This is a genomic window from Aliarcobacter cryaerophilus ATCC 43158 (genome assembly GCF_003660105.1).
Lineage (GTDB): Bacteria > Campylobacterota > Campylobacteria > Campylobacterales > Arcobacteraceae > Aliarcobacter > Aliarcobacter cryaerophilus.
Genome location: NZ_CP032823.1, coordinates 1,909,086 through 1,928,045, shown reverse-complemented (window position 1 = coordinate 1,928,045; position 18,960 = coordinate 1,909,086). Strand labels below are relative to the sequence as shown.

21 protein-coding genes and 1 tRNA gene are annotated in these 18,960 nt (G+C 28.5%); 11 read left to right on the top strand and 11 right to left on the bottom strand.

Annotated features, from left to right (window positions below):
* Positions 1–11 precede the first annotated feature (11 nt).
* From ACRYA_RS09820 to purB, 3 genes are read right to left on the bottom strand one after another with little or no spacing between them, the layout of a single operon-like run.
* Positions 12–1,034, bottom strand: a complete 1,023-nt coding sequence (locus tag ACRYA_RS09820) for a ribonucleotide-diphosphate reductase subunit beta (protein ID WP_105917890.1) — start codon at positions 1,032–1,034, stop codon at positions 12–14.
* Positions 1,035–1,083: 49 nt separating this feature from the next.
* Positions 1,084–3,468, bottom strand: coding sequence for a ribonucleoside-diphosphate reductase subunit alpha (locus ACRYA_RS09815; RefSeq protein WP_105917889.1), 2,385 nt, complete (start codon positions 3,466–3,468; stop codon positions 1,084–1,086).
* 13 nt (positions 3,469–3,481) lie between these two features.
* A complete protein-coding gene (gene purB, locus ACRYA_RS09810) occupies positions 3,482–4,810 on the bottom strand; it encodes an adenylosuccinate lyase (protein ID WP_105917888.1) in 1,329 nt (442 codons plus the stop codon).
* A 112-nt stretch (positions 4,811–4,922) separates the two neighbouring features.
* Here purB and ACRYA_RS09805 point away from each other — a divergent pair, with 112 nt between their 5' ends.
* Positions 4,923–5,825 (top strand): RluA family pseudouridine synthase, encoded by a 903-nt coding sequence (locus ACRYA_RS09805; protein WP_105917887.1) that lies wholly within the window; start codon positions 4,923–4,925, stop codon positions 5,823–5,825.
* Positions 5,826–5,839: 14 nt separating this feature from the next.
* Here ACRYA_RS09805 and ACRYA_RS09800 read toward each other — a convergent pair whose 3' ends face one another.
* From ACRYA_RS09800 to ACRYA_RS09765, 8 genes are all read right to left on the bottom strand, one after another.
* Positions 5,840–7,102, bottom strand: coding sequence for a homoserine dehydrogenase (locus tag ACRYA_RS09800; protein ID WP_105917886.1), 1,263 nt, complete (start codon positions 7,100–7,102; stop codon positions 5,840–5,842).
* A 55-nt stretch (positions 7,103–7,157) separates the two neighbouring features.
* A complete protein-coding gene (locus ACRYA_RS09795) occupies positions 7,158–8,369 on the bottom strand; it encodes an LL-diaminopimelate aminotransferase (protein WP_105917885.1) in 1,212 nt (403 codons plus the stop codon).
* A 4-nt stretch (positions 8,370–8,373) separates the two neighbouring features.
* Complete coding sequence (locus ACRYA_RS09790; RefSeq protein ID WP_105917884.1) at positions 8,374–9,180, bottom strand: hypothetical protein; 807 nt, start codon at positions 9,178–9,180, stop codon at positions 8,374–8,376.
* 12 nt (positions 9,181–9,192) lie between these two features.
* The gene (rlmB, locus tag ACRYA_RS09785; protein WP_105917883.1) at positions 9,193–9,882 is read right to left on the bottom strand and encodes a 23S rRNA (guanosine(2251)-2'-O)-methyltransferase RlmB; all 690 of its coding nucleotides are present in this window, start codon (positions 9,880–9,882) and stop codon (positions 9,193–9,195) included.
* A gap of 15 nt (positions 9,883–9,897) precedes the next feature.
* On the bottom strand, positions 9,898–10,719 hold the full coding sequence (rsmI, locus tag ACRYA_RS09780; protein WP_105917882.1) for a 16S rRNA (cytidine(1402)-2'-O)-methyltransferase: 822 nt from the start codon (positions 10,717–10,719) through the stop codon (positions 9,898–9,900).
* A 9-nt stretch (positions 10,720–10,728) separates the two neighbouring features.
* Positions 10,729–10,932, bottom strand: coding sequence for a 50S ribosomal protein L31 (gene rpmE / locus ACRYA_RS09775; RefSeq protein ID WP_105917881.1), 204 nt, complete (start codon positions 10,930–10,932; stop codon positions 10,729–10,731).
* 80 nt (positions 10,933–11,012) lie between these two features.
* A complete protein-coding gene (gene miaA, locus ACRYA_RS09770) occupies positions 11,013–11,888 on the bottom strand; it encodes a tRNA (adenosine(37)-N6)-dimethylallyltransferase MiaA (RefSeq protein WP_105917880.1) in 876 nt (291 codons plus the stop codon).
* Positions 11,885–12,094, bottom strand: a complete 210-nt coding sequence (locus ACRYA_RS09765) for a hypothetical protein (RefSeq protein WP_105917879.1) — start codon at positions 12,092–12,094, stop codon at positions 11,885–11,887. Before ACRYA_RS09765 ends, miaA begins: the two co-directional genes overlap by 4 nt.
* Before the next feature lie 77 nt (positions 12,095–12,171).
* On the opposite strand from ACRYA_RS09765, the gene mqnP reads away from it, so the two are divergent.
* The 10 genes from mqnP (at position 12,172) to ACRYA_RS10795 (ending at position 18,809) form a co-directional block, all read left to right on the top strand.
* Positions 12,172–13,047 (top strand): menaquinone biosynthesis prenyltransferase MqnP, encoded by an 876-nt coding sequence (gene mqnP / locus ACRYA_RS09760; RefSeq protein WP_105917878.1) that lies wholly within the window; start codon positions 12,172–12,174, stop codon positions 13,045–13,047.
* A gap of 47 nt (positions 13,048–13,094) precedes the next feature.
* Positions 13,095–13,171, top strand: a tRNA-Arg gene (locus ACRYA_RS09755).
* Positions 13,172–13,473: 302 nt separating this feature from the next.
* On the top strand, positions 13,474–14,715 hold the full coding sequence (locus ACRYA_RS09750) for a tyrosine-type recombinase/integrase (RefSeq protein ID WP_105917877.1): 1,242 nt from the start codon (positions 13,474–13,476) through the stop codon (positions 14,713–14,715).
* Complete coding sequence (locus tag ACRYA_RS09745; RefSeq protein ID WP_105917876.1) at positions 14,716–15,399, top strand: hypothetical protein; 684 nt, start codon at positions 14,716–14,718, stop codon at positions 15,397–15,399.
* Positions 15,400–15,618: 219 nt separating this feature from the next.
* A complete protein-coding gene (locus ACRYA_RS10815; RefSeq protein WP_105917875.1) occupies positions 15,619–15,855 on the top strand; it encodes a helix-turn-helix transcriptional regulator in 237 nt (78 codons plus the stop codon).
* 9 nt (positions 15,856–15,864) lie between these two features.
* On the top strand, positions 15,865–16,212 hold the full coding sequence (locus tag ACRYA_RS09735) for a VRR-NUC domain-containing protein (protein WP_105917874.1): 348 nt from the start codon (positions 15,865–15,867) through the stop codon (positions 16,210–16,212).
* A gap of 792 nt (positions 16,213–17,004) precedes the next feature.
* Positions 17,005–17,241, top strand: a complete 237-nt coding sequence (locus ACRYA_RS09730) for a hypothetical protein (protein WP_105917873.1) — start codon at positions 17,005–17,007, stop codon at positions 17,239–17,241.
* Positions 17,234–17,926, top strand: a complete 693-nt coding sequence (locus ACRYA_RS09725; RefSeq protein WP_105917872.1) for a coiled-coil domain-containing protein — start codon at positions 17,234–17,236, stop codon at positions 17,924–17,926. Before ACRYA_RS09730 ends, ACRYA_RS09725 begins: the two co-directional genes overlap by 8 nt.
* Positions 17,919–18,632, top strand: a complete 714-nt coding sequence (locus ACRYA_RS09720) for a hypothetical protein (protein WP_105917871.1) — start codon at positions 17,919–17,921, stop codon at positions 18,630–18,632. The genes ACRYA_RS09725 and ACRYA_RS09720 overlap by 8 nt, the downstream gene beginning before the upstream one ends.
* An 18-nt stretch (positions 18,633–18,650) precedes the next feature.
* Positions 18,651–18,809 (top strand): hypothetical protein, encoded by a 159-nt coding sequence (locus ACRYA_RS10795; protein ID WP_165786103.1) that lies wholly within the window; start codon positions 18,651–18,653, stop codon positions 18,807–18,809.
* The last annotated feature ends 151 nt before the right edge of the window (positions 18,810–18,960 follow it).

The window sequence follows — 18,960 nt, the reverse complement described above, 5'->3', positions numbered from 1 at the left end:
ATTGCTAAATTTTAGAAATCATCAAAATCTATACTACCTTTTGAGTAGTTTACTACATTTCCTTCAAAGAAGTTTGTTCTTTGGTCATTGAAACTTGCATATCCATCTACCCATGGAATAGGGTGTTTTACATTGTACTCTGGTTTATATCCAACTGCGTCTAATCTTTTATCTGCAAGATATTGAATATATTGTGTAATTATTGAATCTGTAAAACCTAAAATCTGACCTTGAGTAATATATGCTCCCCAAGATGATTCAAGTTCAACAGCTTTCCTAAACATAGTTCTTACAGTCTCTTCAAGTTCTACTGTAAAAAGTTCAGGTCGCTCTTTTCTTACACTATTTATCATATTTTGAAAAAGTAAAAGATGTGTTACTTCATCTCTTTGAATAAATCTAATCATTTGAGAGCTTCCAAGCATTTTTCCACTTTTACCAAGAGCATAAATTGCTGCAAATCCAGCATAAAAATATAATCCTTCTAAAATTTGATTAGCAAAAAGTGCTAAAAGTAGTTTTTCATCAGTTAATTCCCCATTTGATAAATCTTCATAAACTCCAGCAATATAAGTATTTTTTTCTCTTAATTTAACATCTGTTTTCCACATATCATAGATTAAATCTGTATTATCAGAAATACTCTCAACCATTACAGCATAAGATTTACTATGATTTGCTTCTTCATAAGATTGTCTGCTTAGACAAGCATTTATCTCAGGTGCAGTTATATATGGATTTATATTATCCATTAGATTATTTGTTTGTAAAGAATCCATAAAGATTAATTGACTTAATACTAAATCGTACATTCTTTTTTCTGGTTGCGTTAAATACTTATAATCTTTTGCATCTTGAGTCATTTGAACTTCTCTTGGAAACCAAGTATTTGCTTCCATTGTGTCCCAAAGATTTAATGCCCATTGGTATTTCATTTTTGTAAAATTTATCATACCATCAGAGTTTCCACCAAAAACTCTTCTTTCGTTTAAACTCTCTTTAGAATCAGGGTTATATATAGTTTTTCTTTCCATTTCATTCCTTGTATGCTAGTAATTTTATATTTTTATTTTTAATTTGATTTTACTGGCAGCCAGCACACTCCATACTTCTATCTTCAACATCATTTTTTGCTTCTGGACTTTGACTTCTTAAATAATATGTTGATTTAAGACCTAGTTTCCAAGCTAGAGTATAAATTTCATGTAGGTATTTTCCACTTGCTTTATCTAAACTCATAAATATATTTGTTGATTGTCCTTGGTCTATCCATTTTTGTCTTATTGCTGCTGCTTTTACAACTTGAAGTTGGTCTATTTCAAATGCAGGAGTATAAAAAGACCAAGTGTCTGGGCTTAGTTTTGGAGCTACTACTGGAATTAGACCACTTAGATTTTCTTCAAACCATTTTCTTTTATAAACAGGCTCAATAGCTTGCGTTGTTCCAACTAAAATAGAGATAGATGATGTTGGAGCAATAGCCATTAGGTAACCATTTCTCATACCATCTTTTTTTACTTTTTCTCGTAAGAACTCCCAATCACAAGAGTTATCAAATAAATCTTTATTTACTATAGCATTTACAGCTTGTGGAGTGTGGTCGTGTGGCATAATTCCTTTACTCCAATTTGAACCATCAAAAGTAGGGTAAGAGCCTTTTTCTATTGCCAAATTTGAACTTGATAAAATAGTATTGTATGAAATACATTCCATAAGCTCATCTATTTTTTTAAAATGCTCATTACTTCCCCAAGATATTTTACTGTTTGCCAACATCTCAGCTTCCCCCATAACTCCAAGACCAATTGCTCTTGATTTTAAGTTTGTAGCTTTTACTTTTCTTAATGGATAAAAATTTAAATCAATCACATTGTCAAGCATATTTACAGCTATTGGCACAACTCTTTTTATATCTTCACTTGTATTTATTCTTGATAAGTTTATACTTGCAAGATTACAAACAGCAGTATCTCCATCTATTTTTTGTTTTTCAACTATAAATATTTTTTTACCATTTATACTGTCAAGTGCAGTTACTTTATTTGCTTTTTTTATAATTCCACCATCAACTACCACTAAATCTTCCTCTTCAAAAGTTTTGATAGTACCATCTTCAAACTCTACTTTTATTTTATAGTGATTTGGATTTGTATTTTGAAAAATTTCTGTACAAAGATTTGAACTTCTTATATGTCCTGCATGTGGATTTGGATTTGCTTTATTTGCACTATCTTTGAAGCATAAAAATGGACTTCCACTTTCAAAATATGAAGTTAAGATTTTTTTCCATAAATCTTTTGCTTTTATTCTATTTTTTGTAACACTATCACTGTTTTCATAAGCTATATATTTTGCTGTGAATTCTTCACCAAAAGATTCACTTAAATCTTTTACTTCAACAGGGTCAAATAGTGTCCAATGAGAGTCTTCTAAAACTCTCTCCATAAATAAGTCACTTATCCATAGTGCTGGAAATAAATCGTGAGCTCTTCGTCTTTCTTCTCCACTATTTTTCTTTAAATCAATAAAATCCATAATATCCATATGCCAAGGCTCAAGATAGACTGCAATTGCACCTTTTCTTGTACCTAATTGATCAACTGCAATTGCAATATCATTTGTGATTTTTAAAAATGGTACAGTTCCACCAGCAGCACTTTTATGACCATCAATAGAACCACCAAGGCTTCTTATTTGATTCCAATCCCATCCAATTCCACCACCATATTTAGATAATAGTGCCATTTCTTTATATCCGTCAAAAATACCTTCTATATTATCAGGACTTGAGCCTATATAACAAGAACTAAGCTGATGTCTATTTGTTCTAGCATTACTTAATGTTGGAGTTGCAAGCATTACTTCAAATTTAGAGATAACATCATAAAACTCTTTTGCTTTTTCTTGTTTTTTCTCTTCATTTTGAGCTAAAAACATAGCAATAGCCATAAACATTTGTTGTGGCAACTCTATTGGTTCACCTTTACTATTTTTTAGTAAATATCTATCGTATAGAGTTTTAATTCCAAGATAATTAAATAAAAAGTCTCTCTCTTGTTTTATGTAAGAGTTTAAATCATCTAAATCATAACCATTTGCCAAGTTTGGAATAATTCTTCCCGCGTCTATACCAAATTTAATATACTCTTTTAAATGTCTGTAAGCCTCACCTTTTACTCCATAAGTTGCAATTCCAACTCTATGATATAAATCATATAAAAAAAGTCTAGCTGCAACAAAAGTCCAATTTGGAACATCAATATCAATTTTTTCAACCGCTGTTTTTATTAAAGCATCTTGAATATCACTTGAATTCATTCCATCAATAAATTTTATATGAGAGTCAAGTTCTAATTCACTTTGACTAACTCCGTCAAGTCCTGCAGTTGCTTCAATAGTCATTTTTTGGATTTTTGTAATATCCAAAACCTCTTTTCGCCCATTTCTTTTTTGAATCATTATTGTCATTTAAAATCCCCTATTAATTAAAAACTCTATTGAAAATCTTTTCTACATTTTTTGTATAGTAGTCAAAATTAAAGCACTCTCTAATCTCATTTTCACTTAAAGATTTACCAAGTTCATCATCTGCAAGTAGATATTGAAGATATAGGCTCTCACCTTTTTCATTTGTTGTTGCTTTTCCTTGTTGTATCTCTTGCCATACTCTCATAGCATTTCTTTGTACTATTTTGTATGCATCTTCACGGCTAACACCTTTTAGTGGAAGTTCTAGTAAAACTCTTTGAGAAAATACAAGTCCACCAGTTAAGTTTAAGTTTTTCATCATATTTTCAGGCATTACAGTTAAATTTGCTATTACACTATTCATTCTGTGAAGCATAAAATCTGTTGTTATAAATGCATCTGGTAACCAGAATCTCTCTGTTGAAGAGTGTGAAATATCTCTTTCATGCCAAAGTGCAACATTTTCTAAAGCTGGAGTTACATAAGCTCTAATCATTCTAGCAAGTCCAGTTATATTTTCAGTTAAAATAGGATTTCTTTTGTGTGGCATTGCAGAACTTCCTTTTTGCCCAGCTGCAAAATACTCCTCAGCTTCATAAACTTCAGTTCTTTGAAGATGTCTTACTTGTACTGCAAATTTTTCTACACTTGAAGCTAAAAGTGCTAAAGTTGTAGCAAGTCTTGCGTATCTATCTCTGTGAACTACTTGATTTGAACAAGGTTCTGGTTTAAGTCCAAGCTCAGCCATTGCGTACTCTTCAAGTTCAAGTGGCGCATGTGCAAAATTCCCCATAGCTCCAGATATTTGTCCAACTGCAATAACTTCCATAGTCTCTTCAAGGTTTTTTAGATGTCTTTTAACTTCATCATACCAAACAGCAAGAGTTAATCCAAAAGTTATTGGCTCTCCATGAATACCGTGGCTTCTTCCAACCATTAGAGTATATTTATGCTCCATTGCTCTTTTTTTGATACTCTCTAAAAGCATTTGCACATCTTTTATGATAATTTCTAAAGAGTCTCTCATTTGTAAAGCAACTCCAGTATCAACTGCATCAGAACTTGTCATTCCATAGTGAAACCATCGTGATTCAGCTCCTAGACTTTCAGATACACTTGTATTAAATGCTATTAAATCGTGTTTTGTAATAGCTTCTATCTCTTCAATTCTCTCAACACTAAATTTTGCATTTTTTACTATTTTTTCACAATCTTCATCTGGAATAAGACCCAATTTATTCCAAGCCTTTACAGCTGCTTTTTCAACTTCAAGCCAAGCTGCATATCTTGCTTCTTGAGTCCATTTTGAACTCATCTCTTCTCTTGCATATCTTTCAACCATAAAATACCCTTCTAATCATATTTCTATATTTTTTATTATATTATTTTCAACAAATTTGAGTTTGTATTGTATCCAAATAATATAAAATCAAACAAAAACTGGAGATTAAAACGTGCCATTTACACTTAAAAAATTCAAAGCAATTAAAGACAAAAAGATTCAATTTTTTCTTGAAGATGATTTGGGATATAGCCCTAAAATAGCACAAAAACTAATAGGAAAAGGAAGAGTTTTTAGAAGTGATATGAGTGCTTTTAATCCAAGTGAAATAATTGATTGTGATGAGATTTCTATTGGAGTTTTTGAAGGAGTTAGTAGGGGTTTGAAACCACTTTTAGAGTTTAAAGATTTTGCTATTTTTGATAAACCAACTCATCTTATGGTTCATCCAATATCAAAAAATACTCCTTATTCTTTACTTGATGAAATAAGATTTCATTTTGGAGAGGATGCAAATTTGATTCATCGTATAGATGCTGAAACATCAGGACTTGTAATTGTGGGAAAAAATAAAAAGAGTGAAATTGAGTTAAAAGAGATGTTTCAAGATAAAAAATATCATAAATCATATCTTGCTATTGTTTGTGGAAAAATAGAAAAAGAGATAAAAATAGATAAAAATATTGATAAAGAGGGACTTTTAATAGGTGTAAAAATGAAAACTTGTCAAAAAGAAGAGGGTGGAAAAGAGTCTGTTACTATTATAAAACCTATTAAATATAATAAAGAAAAAGATTTGACACTTATTGAAGTAATCCCGCTAACAGGTCGTCAACATCAAATAAGAGTCCATCTTCACTCAATTGGTTATACAATTTTAGGAGATCCAATTTATGGTATTGATGATGTAAATGCAGAAAATTATCTAAATAAAACTTTAAGTTTAGAAGATAGATTTAAAGTCACAGGTTCAAGTAGACTTTGGCTTCATGCAAACTATCTGGAGTTTATTTATAAAGACATAACTTATAAAATATATTCAAAAAACAGAGATTTAAAAGATGAATTCTTTTAAAAAGATAGAAGATTTTAATCTTCTATTCTTATCATAGCAGGTTTTTTTAGAACTACTTGAGAGTGTTCAAGTTCATTTATAGCTTTTAAAATATCTTTTTCAATACAAGTGTGAGTTGTTAAAAGTAGGTTTGCTTTTTCATCTTTTTTTGATTTTTGCATCATATTTTCTATCGATATAGAATTGTCTCCAAAAACTTTTGCAACTTTTGCTAAAGTACCTGTCTTATCTGCAACTTCAAGTCTTAAATAATATTTTGTTCTAATCTCATCTTTTGGCATTAAAGTGGGTTTTGTCCCTACTTGTTTTTCAAATCCAAGCATAGGAGAGCCTTTACCTTTTCTTGCAATATCAATTATATTTGCAATAACTGCGCTAGCTGTTGCATCTCCGCCTGCACCTGCTCCATAAAACATAGTTTCACCAACTTTATCTCCAACAACAGAGATTCCATTCATAACACCATCAACTTTTGCTATCATTTTTTCTTCAGGGATTAAAACAGGGTGAACTCTAAGCTCTATTTGATTTCCTACTTTTTTTGCAATTCCTAAAAGCTTTATATTGTACTCAAACTCTTTTGCAAACTCTATATCAGTTTTAGAGATATTTTGGATACCTTCGATTAAAATATCTTCTGGTTTTACATCAATTCCATATGCGATTGAACCTAGAATTAAAAGTTTATGAGCAGTGTCAAAACCCCCAACATCAAAAGTTGGATCAGCTTCTGCATAACCTAATTCTTGAGCTTCTTTTAAGATAATATCATAAGCGATACCTTCATTTATCATCTTTGTAAGCATATAGTTACAAGTTCCATTCATAATCCCTTGAATAGACTTTATATTGTTTGCACTCAAACCATCTCTTAGAGCATTTATTATTGGAATTCCACCAGCAACTGCTGCTTCAAATTCAAAAGGTGTATCACTTGCAAGTTCTTGAAGCTCATATCTATGATATGCCAATAAAGCTTTATTTGCAGTAACCACTGCTTTACCATTTTCTAAAGCTCTTTTTACTATCTCATAAGGTTTTTCAATTCCACCCATAAGCTCAACAACTATATCTATGCTATCATCTTCTAAAACTTTTGAAACATCATCTGTAAGCTCTATTTGCACATCTCTTTTTTTATTTAAATTTGAAACTACTCCAATAGTAGGAACAATTTCAACTCCAGCTCGTGCAGTAATAATATTTTTATTATCTCTTAAAATATTTACAACACTTGTTCCAACTGTTCCTACTCCAATAATTCCAATTTTAAGCATATATTTATCCTTTTAAATGGTTCCCATTAAAAAAAGGAACCCTATTTATATTTTTCTACTCTAAAGTTTTTAAATATCTTTTGATATTTTTTGCAGCTTGTCTAATTCTTTTTTCATTTTCAATCAAAGCAATTCTTACATACTGGTCACCATAATGCCCAAAACCAATTCCTGGACTAACAGCCACTTGAGCCTCTCTTAAAAGTTGTTTAGAAAACTCTAAACTTCCTAAATGTCTAGCTTTTTCAGGTATTTTTGCCCAAATAAACATAGATGCATTTGGTTTATCCATAACCCAACCAGCTTCTGCAAATGCTTGAAGCATAACATCTCTTCTTTTTTCATATTTAGAAACTATCTCATCAACACAATCTTGTGGACCATCAAGTGCTACAGTTGCTGCAATTTGAATAGGTGCAAACATTCCATAATCAAGCCAAGATTTTATTCTTTTTAAAGCACCTACAAGTTTTTCATTTCCAACAATAAATCCAACTCTCCATCCAGCCATATTGTATGATTTACTTAATGTAAAGCATTCAACAGCAACATCTAAAGCACCTTCCGCTTGAAAAATAGAAGGAGTTTTATATCCATCAAATGTAATATCAGCATAAGCAATATCAGAGATTATATAAAATCTTTCTTTTTTAGCCATTGCTACAAGTTTTGTATAAAACTCTGGTGTAACAGTTGCACAAGATGGATTGTGAGGGAAGTTTACAACTACATATTTTACTTTTGGAATTGACTCATCAATTGTTTTTTGAAGATTTTTAAAAAAAAGTTCTTCATCTACTTTAAACTCATTATCAAATACCAATTCAAATTTATGAATTGCAGCTCCATTTAACATAAAAGCATATGAGTGAATAGGATAAGTAGGATCTGGAACAACAGCAACATCACCAACATTTACAATAGCTTGAACTAAGTGAACATATCCCTCTTTTGAACCCATTGTTGCACAAGCGTGTTTATCTGGGTCTAAGAAATCTACATTATATTTTCTTTTATACCAATTACAAATAGCAAGTCTTAATTTATAAATTCCAATACTAGCACTATAACCGTAGTTTTTTGGCTTACTTGCAGCATCTTTTAATTTATCAACAATATGTTTTGGAGTTTCTCCATCTGGATTTCCCATAGAAAAATCTATAACATCAACTCCAGCTCGTCTAGCTTCCATTTTAATAGCATTAACTTCTGCAAACACATAGTTTGGAAGTCTTTTCATTCTTTCAAATTCAATTTCGTCAAACATTTTACTACTCCTTAGTAATATTTAAACCATTTTTTATATTTGTTAAAGCATAAAAATCATCAATTTTTATAAATCTTGTATTTGTTGGAATATCAACTCTAAGATTTTTATGCAAATTTTCACTCTCAAAAACATCAATTACATTAAAACTATCATCATAAAAAATAATATTTGGGTACCAGTTATTTCCTACGTTTGAATCAATTTTGATTGCATCTGTATTTGCAATTTCCAAAATATATGGCTTAACTGGTTTTTTTAATGAAACGCTAGCCTTTGTAACTAAATCTTCAGCTTTATAAATAGAAGATTTTTTTGAGTCAATATAATAACTCCATTTATTGTTACCCTCTTTTTTTATATCAACAACCCTACAATTTGCATTTTGTAGCTCTTGAGATAACCTAAGAGGGTTTATGGCGGCTGCTGTTTGTACTTTTATACTCCATTTTAATTGGTTTTGTGAAACACTTTGATTTATTGTTACAAAATTTTGTACTCCTATTGATTTTAAAATATCATTTATATTTTTAAAAGATTTTTTTGGGTTTGAGTTAAATATAAAAGTTGCTTCAATAGATTGAGTAGAACCTAAAGAAAGTTTTAAAAGATTGTTGTTTTGTAAAGTTTGAGAAATTTTTGCATAATCAAGACTTCCATTTGTATAAAAATAGCTTTGATTTTTAAAAAGAGTATTAATCAAATTTCTATGAGTATTGAAATCACTACTTCCAATTATGCCTAAAACAGCTTGATTGATATTTGCATTCAAGCTTAGGCATAAAAATATTATAAGTAGTAGTGTTTTCATATATTTTCCTTTTTATCTTTTTAAATTATATATTAAAATTGCAGCTGCTGAGCTTACATTTAAAGAGTCAAATTCATGTTCCATTTTTATTGAAACTTTCAGGTCTAATTTTTTTGCTACTTTTGGACTAATTCCAGCGCCTTCATTTCCTAAAATTATTGCGACTTTATCAGTTTTTTCGATTTTCCCATATTTTTTTAAATCGACTCCATCCGTTGTTGCACCTATTAATGTAAAACCAGCATCGATTAATTCACTTGCTAAATCTACACTTCTTGGGTGAATTGCAAAAGGTAAATCAAGTAAAGCTCCAGCACTAGTTCTTATAGTTCCAGAGTTGCTTATAGTTTTTATATCGGCTGCAATCATTCCATCAACTCCTAAAGAGTAAGCAGTTCTAGCTATTGCTCCAATATTTCCTACATCTGTAAGACCATCTAAAACTAAGATGAAATTCATATTTTTTATATCTTTTAGAGGTGCATAAACATAATCGCTAAGTTTTAAAATAAGCCCTTGGTGATTTCCACCTTTTGCTAAAGCTTGAGCTTTTTGGTTATCAACTTTGTGAATTTTTTTATTTAGTTTTGCAAATCTTGAAAAAAGTTTACTATCAATCTCTTTTGATAAAAAAATCTCTTCTATTAAATCTTGGTGTTTTTCAAGCACATATAAAACTATCTGTTTTCCGTATATTATCATTTTTTCTCGTTTAAATTAATTTTGGATTTTATCCAATAATTCTTGATAAATTTCTTTTACACTAGCTCCTGTAAGCTTTGCTATTAACTTTGCTTTTATTTTTGGAGCAATATCAAGCGGTAAAATATCATCTAATTCAAGATTAAAACCAAATTTCTCTTTTGGTTCAACTACTACAACCCATTCACCTTTTATTTCAATATTTTTTAACTCTTCATATAGAGTTTTTGCACTATTTTTATATGTTTTTTGATAAAACTTACTTATCTCTTTTACTAAAAATATTGTTCTATCTGGTTCTTTTTTATTTAATTCTTCAAGAAGTTTTAAAAGTCGATGAGGTGATTCATATAAAATTCCAACTCTAGAACTATTTAAAACCTCTTCAAGTTTTGAAGCACGACTTGCTCCTTTATGATCTAAAAAACCAAAAAATGTAAACTCTGTACTACTAAAACCACTCATAGCAAAAGCTGTTAAAATTGCATTTGCTCCAGGGATTACATCGAAATCAACTTCGTTTTTTATGCACCAATCAACTAAACTAGCACCTGGGTCACTAATGCAAGGCATACCAGCATCGCTACAATAAACAACATTTTTAGTAAAAGTATCTTTTGTTAAATTGTTTAATATCTCTTTTTCATTGTGAGAGTGAAAAGATTTGAACTCTTTTTGTGAAAAATCTAACTCATATTTAAGAGCTAAAAGATTTAGAAGTTTTTTTGTGACTCTTGTATCTTCACAAAAAATTAGTTCCGCTTCCAATAGAGCCTTTAAAGACCTTTTTGAAATATCTTCAAGGTTTCCTATTGGTGTTGGAACTAAGCACAACATAGCAATAAACTATTTTGCCATATTATATTTAGCTTTGAATTTCTCAACTCTTCCAGCAGCATCAACTAATTTTTGCTCTCCTGTAAAGAATGGATGACAATGTGAACAAATATCAACTCTTAAAGTTGCAACATTTGATTTTGTCTCAAAGCTATTTCCGCATGCACAAGAAACTTGACATACTTTGTAATCTGGATGAATATCTTTTTTCATTCCAATTTCCTTTTAAAATATTAAACGTCTAAAAAAAGAGCAAGTCTTTGCAAGTCCTTTAATAGACTTTTGAACGGCGATTATATCGAAAAATACTTAATAATCTCTGAATTTAAGCTAGGAATTATATTTGAAACTCTATTTGTAAATTGACCTTTATTGAAAGTATTTTGTCTTTTTGCAAGTTTTAGAGTATTTTGAATAATTTTATCTTCTAACTCTTGTTTTGATATTTTGCCATCAAGATACTCTAGCGTTTCTACTATTCCTATACTTGCCATACAGTTTGGGCTTCTTGTATATTTTTTCTCTAAATATATAATTTCATCAATAAGTCCAGCTTTTATCATCTGTTTTGTTCTCAAGGCTATTCGATTTATTAATTCATCTTTTTCCCATAAAATCTCAAAAATCGGAAGGTTTGCACATAGAGCAATTTTAGGATTTTTCAAAAAATATTCACTTGGAGTTAGTCCACTTTGTTTATAAATTGAGTAGGCTTTTTCTACTCTATATTTATCATTTGGTTCAATTTTTTGCATATACTCTTTGTCTAGACTATAAAGCAAATTATAAGCATCATTTAAACACATATCTAAATTTGTATTTTCTTTTAAACCATCGCTTATTCCGTCAACTAATGCTTTGAGATAAAAGCCTGTTCCACCTACTATAATTAAGTTTTTCATATTTTTTTCTGCATACTCTTTTGCATTTTTATACAAATTTAAAAACTCAATAACATCAAATTTCTCATTTGGAAAAATTTCATCTATTCCAAAATGAACTATATTGGCTCGCTCTATTTTTGTTGGTTTTGCACTTGCAATATCTATATCTTTGTAAACACAAAGAGAGTCCAAAGATAAGATTATAGAGTTTGTTTTGTGTGCAATTTCAAGTGAGAGTGCTGTTTTTCCTGAAGCTGTTGTTCCTATTATTGCTAATTCTTTCATCTACTCAACTTTTTTTTTGTAGCTCCACACTGTTCAAGCTCTTTTATAATATCATTTATCTCTTTGTCTTTTTGTGCAAGTTGATCCAAAAGTGTTGATATATCAGCTGTATTTGAGTTATCTATAGATTCATCTATTTTTGTGCTACAAGCTGTAAAAAATATAGAAAAAAGGCTTAAAAGTATTAGAAATATATATTTTTTCATAATTAATTCCCGATTAAAATTTGATTGATTATAACCAAAAAGCATTAATTTACTCATTATTTGATAAAATCCAGCCCATGGAAAAATTAATAAAAAAAATAAAAGATTTTAGTGAACTAGTGATGTTTAAGCACTCTGTTTTTGCCTTACCATTTATATTTATAGCAATGGTTGTATCTTCATCTCAAACAAATGGAACTGCTTGGTTTGGATTTAAACTTTTGGTTTTGGGAACTTTATGTGCGGTATTTGCACGAAACTTTGCAATGGGTTTCAACCGTTTTATGGATAGAGATATAGATGCTTTAAATCCACGAACAAAAAATAGACCAAATGTAGATGGAAGAATATCTGCAAAAGCTATGTTTGTATTCTTTTTGGCAAATGCTTTTGCATTTATTTTAGTAGCTTATTTTGTAAATGATTTGGCTTTGATTTTATCACTTCCTATTTTGATAATAATTGGTTCATACTCATACTTTAAAAGATTTTCTTATTTAGCACATATAATTTTGGGTATCTCTTTGGCACTTGCTCCTATTGCTGGGGTTGTTGCTGTTAGTGAGAGTATTCCTTTATGGGTGATATTTTTAAGTATTGGAGTTATGTTTTGGGTTGCTGGGTTTGATTTACTTTACTCTCTACAAGATATTGATGTAGATAAGAAACTAGGACTTCACTCAATTCCTTCAAAATTTGGTGCTAAAAATACGATGCTGTTTTCAAAAATATTCCACGCTCTAACAGTTATTTTTTGGCTTTTATTTGTGATATATTCTCAAGGCTCATATTTTGCATATTTTGCAGTTTTGATTGGTGCTTTGATGCTATCTTATGAACACTATTTAGTTTCAAAAGATTTTAGAAAAATAGATAAAGTATTTTTTACTGTAAATGGTTACTTAGGAATAGTTTTCTTCTTTTTAATAGTTTTAGATAATATCTTCTTCTAAAATTTTTAAGTAAAATTAGGATAAACTTCAATCCTAATTTTTCAAGTGCGTCTGTAGTTCAACTGGATAGAATACTCGGTTTCGACCCGAGGGGTTGTGGGTTCGACTCCTACCAGGCGTACCACTTTATAAACTCAAATAATCTAACACCATATATAAAACCCTTATAAATAAGCCTTTTAAACAATCGTTAATCTGTATTCATCTATAATAATCTAGTACAATCTAATATAAATTGGGTCTTTTTTTGGGTCGTTGATAAAAAAATCTAAATATTTTATGAATTTACGACCCAATTTAAAAGTAAAATTTAATAGATATTAGAGTTCTACTAATCTTATACCTCATCATACTAAAGCCTATATTATCGTATTTATAAGATAAATTGGGTCGTAAATTTTGAGTATTTATAAAAAGGTTTAAAATATGGCTTCAATTAACATATTAAAAGATATCCAAATCAAACAAGCAAAACCAAAAGAAAAAGAGTATTTCTTAAATGATGGTGGAGGGCTTAGAATTTCTATAAAACCAAATAGTAATAAAATATGGGAGTTTAGATATACATATAATGGAAGTCGTAGAAAAACTACATTTAAAAGCTACCCTATTGTAACACTAGAAAATGCAAGAATAAAAAGAGATGAGTTTTTAGATTTAATTGCTAAAGGTATTGACCCAATAAATAAAACTAAAGAAGATAAGCAAGAGCAAATTGTAGATATAAACGGAATGTTTTTAAATGTTTCTAATGAGTGGCTAGAGAGAGAAAAAGAAAGAATAGCACCAAGTACTTTTAAAGATAAGAAAAAAGTATTTGAAAAAGATATTTATCCATTTTTCAAGAATACTCATATAAAAGATATTGAGCCAAAAGATATTATAAAAGTAATAGATACAAAACAATTACAAGCCCGTGAGGTTGCTTCAAAGATATTTAATTATTTAGATAATCTTTTTAGATATTCAGTTATGCAAGGTTATTGTAAAAGAAACATTATCCAGGATATAAGAAAAAGAGATATTTTAAAACCTGAGAAAGTAAGACATTATTCAAAAATTACAGATGAAAAAATATTAAAAGAATTGATAAATGCAATCTATTGTTATAATGGTAGCCACTCCACACGAAATGCTTTAAGATTAGTTTTACATATTCCCTTAAGAGCTGACAATCTATGTAATTTGAAATGGGATTATATTAACTTTGATGAAAAAAGCTTAACTATTCCAAGAAATGAAATGAAAGTAAAAGATACAAATTTAGAAGATTTTAAAATACCTTTGAGTGATGAGGTAATAAATATATTAAAAGACCAAAAACCATTTACAGAACACCAGGAATATATATTTTTAGGTAGAAATAATAGAAGTCCAATAAATAAAGAAAGCCCAAATAAAGCTCTTAAGTTAATGGGCTTTGATGATGAATTAAATAATAGGAAAATTACATCACACGGTTTTAGAGGTACATTTAGGAGTTTAATTGATACTTTAGATTTAGATAATAAATTTAGTTTTGAAGTAAAAGAAAAAGCACTAGACCATCACGAGATAAGTGATACAGTAAGAGCATATACACATAAGGCTGATTATTTTGAAAGACTTAAGCCTTTAATGGATTTTTGGAGTGATTATATAACTGAATTAAAAAATAAAGCTTTTTAAATGAATATAGATTTAAATATTATAGAAGCTTTAAAATGTTCAGAAGTCAATATGAAGACTTATAAAAACGATATTATTGAAGTACTAAAAAAAGCCGATAAAACTTTAAAGAATATAGAAAATCATAAGCATATAAGAACTGATAAACATTTAAGAAATGGATTAAATAAGTTAAAAAAACTTTATGATGATGAAACATATAAATCTGAGAGATGGATAGACTTTTTAATGTATTTAATAGGTTGCCGGTTAGTTACAAATATTGGAGCAGATGAAATAAAACTTATAATATTATCATATAGGAAACAGAATAATAAAATTAATGAAAGAGTAAAAAAAAGATTTAAAGAGTTTATAAATAGTTTAGAAAATGTAATAACAGATAAAGAGCATATAGACAATAAGCATTTTATTAATATAAAAGAGCATATAGGAACAATGCACAAAAACGATATTGTAGATTTAGCGATACATAATATAACACATATTATAGTTATTAATGAATTAGAAAATATTACAGAAAATGAAATAATAAAAATAAAAGGTATAGAAATTATCAATTCTAAAGCTAAAAGATGTAGGACATATTTAAAAAAATCTATTGAAATAGTAGAAAATACATTTAGAAATCAACCAACACAAAACAAAAGAATAAAAGGTTTACAAGAATTAATTTTAAGCTAAAATTAATAAATAAGAAAATTTTGTAATAGTACACTAAATATGATTTATTGAGATACTAAAAATTTAAATTAATTTTTTTATATATAAAATGGTGTGCCAAAAAATGACTTTTTACACTTTTAATTTTTCCAAAAAAACGTATTTTATTTATTTTTAATTTTTATTAGAATGTATGTATAGGTTTAATATGTACCTAAATAGATTAGTAGGAGTTAAAAAATGAGTGCAAATATTTATATGAGTAGTGATATTCAAAAGTTTATGAGAGCGGGGCAAGTGGCTCAATACTTAGGAATAGGAGTAAGTACTGTTTGGGCTTATAGTAAGCAAGGGCGTATAACAGCTAAAAAACTAAGTCAAGGTGTTACTGTATTTTCAATAGATGAAATTAAACGAGAATTTGGATTAGAAGATATTATAAACAAATCAAATCAAGAAAGTAATATAGATAACTAAGTTTATATTATGAAGATAATACCAACAGAACAACAAGAACAAAACCTAGTTATAAAATACTGTGAATTAAAGCAAATTCCAGTGTTTCATATACCAAATGGAAGTTACAAAAGCTTTACAGCTAGAGTTAAATCTAAACAAGAGGGATTAAAAGCAGGTGTTCCAGATTTAATGATACCAATAGCTAAAAGTATTTATCACGGTTTATTTATAGAAATGAAGCGTTTAAAAGGTGGGAGTGTTTCAGAACACCAAAAACAATGGATAGAACTATTAAATAAGCAAGGATATAGAGCTATTATTTGTTATGGAAGTAGTGAAGCTATAAAAGAGATTGAAAGTTATTGTAAAAAGTAAAAAAATAACTTTTTATTTATAGTAAAAAAAGTTTCAAAGTTAAGTAATAATTAAGTTTAAAAGCACTTTAAGGTTTGAAAAAACACCACTTATAGATTAGTCTAAGGCAGTCTAAGTAACAAGTAAAAATTGACACCTTCAAAATGCTTAACTAATTCGACTATTACGAGGCTTGATTAAAGTTCGGTATAGTGATTTAAGAATTGAAAGTCTTAATGTAGCAAAGCTTTTGCTTTAATGAAACTTAAAAGTTATTATAATTAATCGTCGCACTTTTTAATAAAAATAACTAAATAGTAGAATTAAATTAGTTTGAATTTTTATCAAAATAATTAAGGCTCAATAATGTTCTATTGTTATGAAAGTATATAAAAGGAGGGTAGGTCGAATTACTATAGTTTGGTGATTATGAACACCGACCTTATAGATAAATTTTGACAAAGTCCTATATTAGGGGAGTACCCTTAATGGAAACTAAAAAATATAAAAGACTTAATGTAGAAAAATTAAAATGCTTATATCGTTTAATAGTTTGATAGAGTGCAGTAGATAACACTTAAACCATTAAAAAAGATTAAAAATATTTAAATTGTTTCAATCTATATTTACTTTGTATTTCCAAAAAGTTTCCAAATGATATGGAAATATAAAAAGGTACTTCCTAGAGTTTGAAGTGTACGAGGGTAGTGCTAACCCCGATTATCAGGGGGTTTAAGCCAAATATAAAAGGTAGCCAAAATAATATAATGGGTTCAATTAGCCATTAATAAAATATAAAAGGGTAGTTAACAGATGAGTAAACTTATAGAATTAAATAGTGAAGTTGAAATATATATCAAAGCTTTACAAAACAATAAACAATATAAAAAATCATTTGCATTTATTGATTATTGTTTATGTTTAAAAAATGGGGACCATTATTCAACACGTGAAAATGCTAAACGTTGTAATATATCATCAACAACAGCTCACGAATGGAAAAAAGATTATGAAACTATAATAGATAATATAGAGTGTAGAGATGAATGATAATAAAAGAGTAAGCCAAAGAGAATTGGGGCGTTTAACTAATTGTGTACATCAAAATATATCAAAACTTGTACAAAAGGGTATTCTAGAAGTTGGAAAAGATAGAAAGTTAGATTTAGATAGTTCTTTACAACGATTAAAAGATTTTAACTATTTAGATGAGAATAATCAATTTAGAAAACCAACAGTTGCAAGAGATGAAAAAGGGCAAGAATTATACACAAGTCCTAGTCCTTTAAGTGTTGAAGATAAAAAACAAAAGGCTATTAATCTAAATATGGAAATTGAAGCTTTAAAAAATCAGATAAAGAGTAAAGAACAACAATTAAAATATGATGATTTAGAGATGGTTAATCAAGATGAGTATATTTCTTATAACCTAAAAGAGTTTAATGATTTACTTCAATCACGCCAAAAAGCCTTAACTCAATTAGAGTTAATATTAAGTGATGAGTTAAGAGAGTATTTAACTGAATTAAATAGCATAGAGAAACAAATATCTAATAGATATAGAAAAATACTCAATGAATTATCAAAAAGCTTTTTAGAGCTTCCAAAAGGTTTGAGTGAGTGTATAAATGATGATGAATATAACAAAGATGATATTATTGATATTTATGTATATGAAATCAAATTCATTTTAAAAGAGCATTTATCAAAAGTTGGTCTTAGATTTAATGACTAAATCAAAAGTTTTAAAAGATTTAGAAGATTATATAAAAGATTTTAATGATAATAATGATTTAAAATTAAGCTATGACACCATAAGAATAGATTTTTCAAAACAACATAAACTTACAAAAATAAAGGCTTTGGGAAATTGGAAAAAGATTAGTAAAAGCAATAGGGCTATATTTTCAAGTCTTAGAAAAAAGATAATAGATGATGAGGTAACAAGTGTTTATCAACTTGAAAACTATAATATCTTTTATTATAACAGCAATAAGGATAAGCCACGTTATAGATTAGCAACTATGGTAATATTTGGATTAAAACAATATCATAAAGAGCCTACACCTCATCACATAATAGAAAATCTACTATCTATACTAAAAAATATAACTAGTCTTGATTTATGTTGTGATATGAAACAAAAACCAAATATTGATAATTTAAAAGGTAAATTTAGGACTAGACAATATTTAACAAAGGAAAAAGTTAAAACAGATACTCACTATATCAATAATACTAATATTTTAATGTTGGATAGAGTTTGTATATACAATAAAGCTAAAAAGAATGACTTAAAAGGTAGGTTATACAGAATTGAAGCAACTATATCAATTCCAAATATAAAAGCCTTAGCGTTGCCTTTATATGAGTTTAAACATATAATAGAGTTATTGGTCACCTTTGATAATAAAAATACACGCCCAAAAGATACTGTTTAACAAATAAGGATTAATTTAATGGATAAAGCACTTAAAAGAGAATTTGAAAAAGGTTTAAAAGAGATATTATCAAAATATGATATTTTGAAAGATACAAAGGTAACTATAAATTATAATGAAAAGCAAAAAACTAAAAATCATAAAGTTAAAAAATATGAAGCTATTTTTTTAGTTTAAGGGAGAGCGTTCAGAGTTTTGTGTCAGTAACTGATAGTTCCTTTTAGCATAGTTAATCTTACTAATCCTAATTTGCGCCAAAAAGTACAGGTTGTGGAACTTATTATTTTAACTTAGATACTTTTAAATTCTGAGTATGAATTTTAGTTAC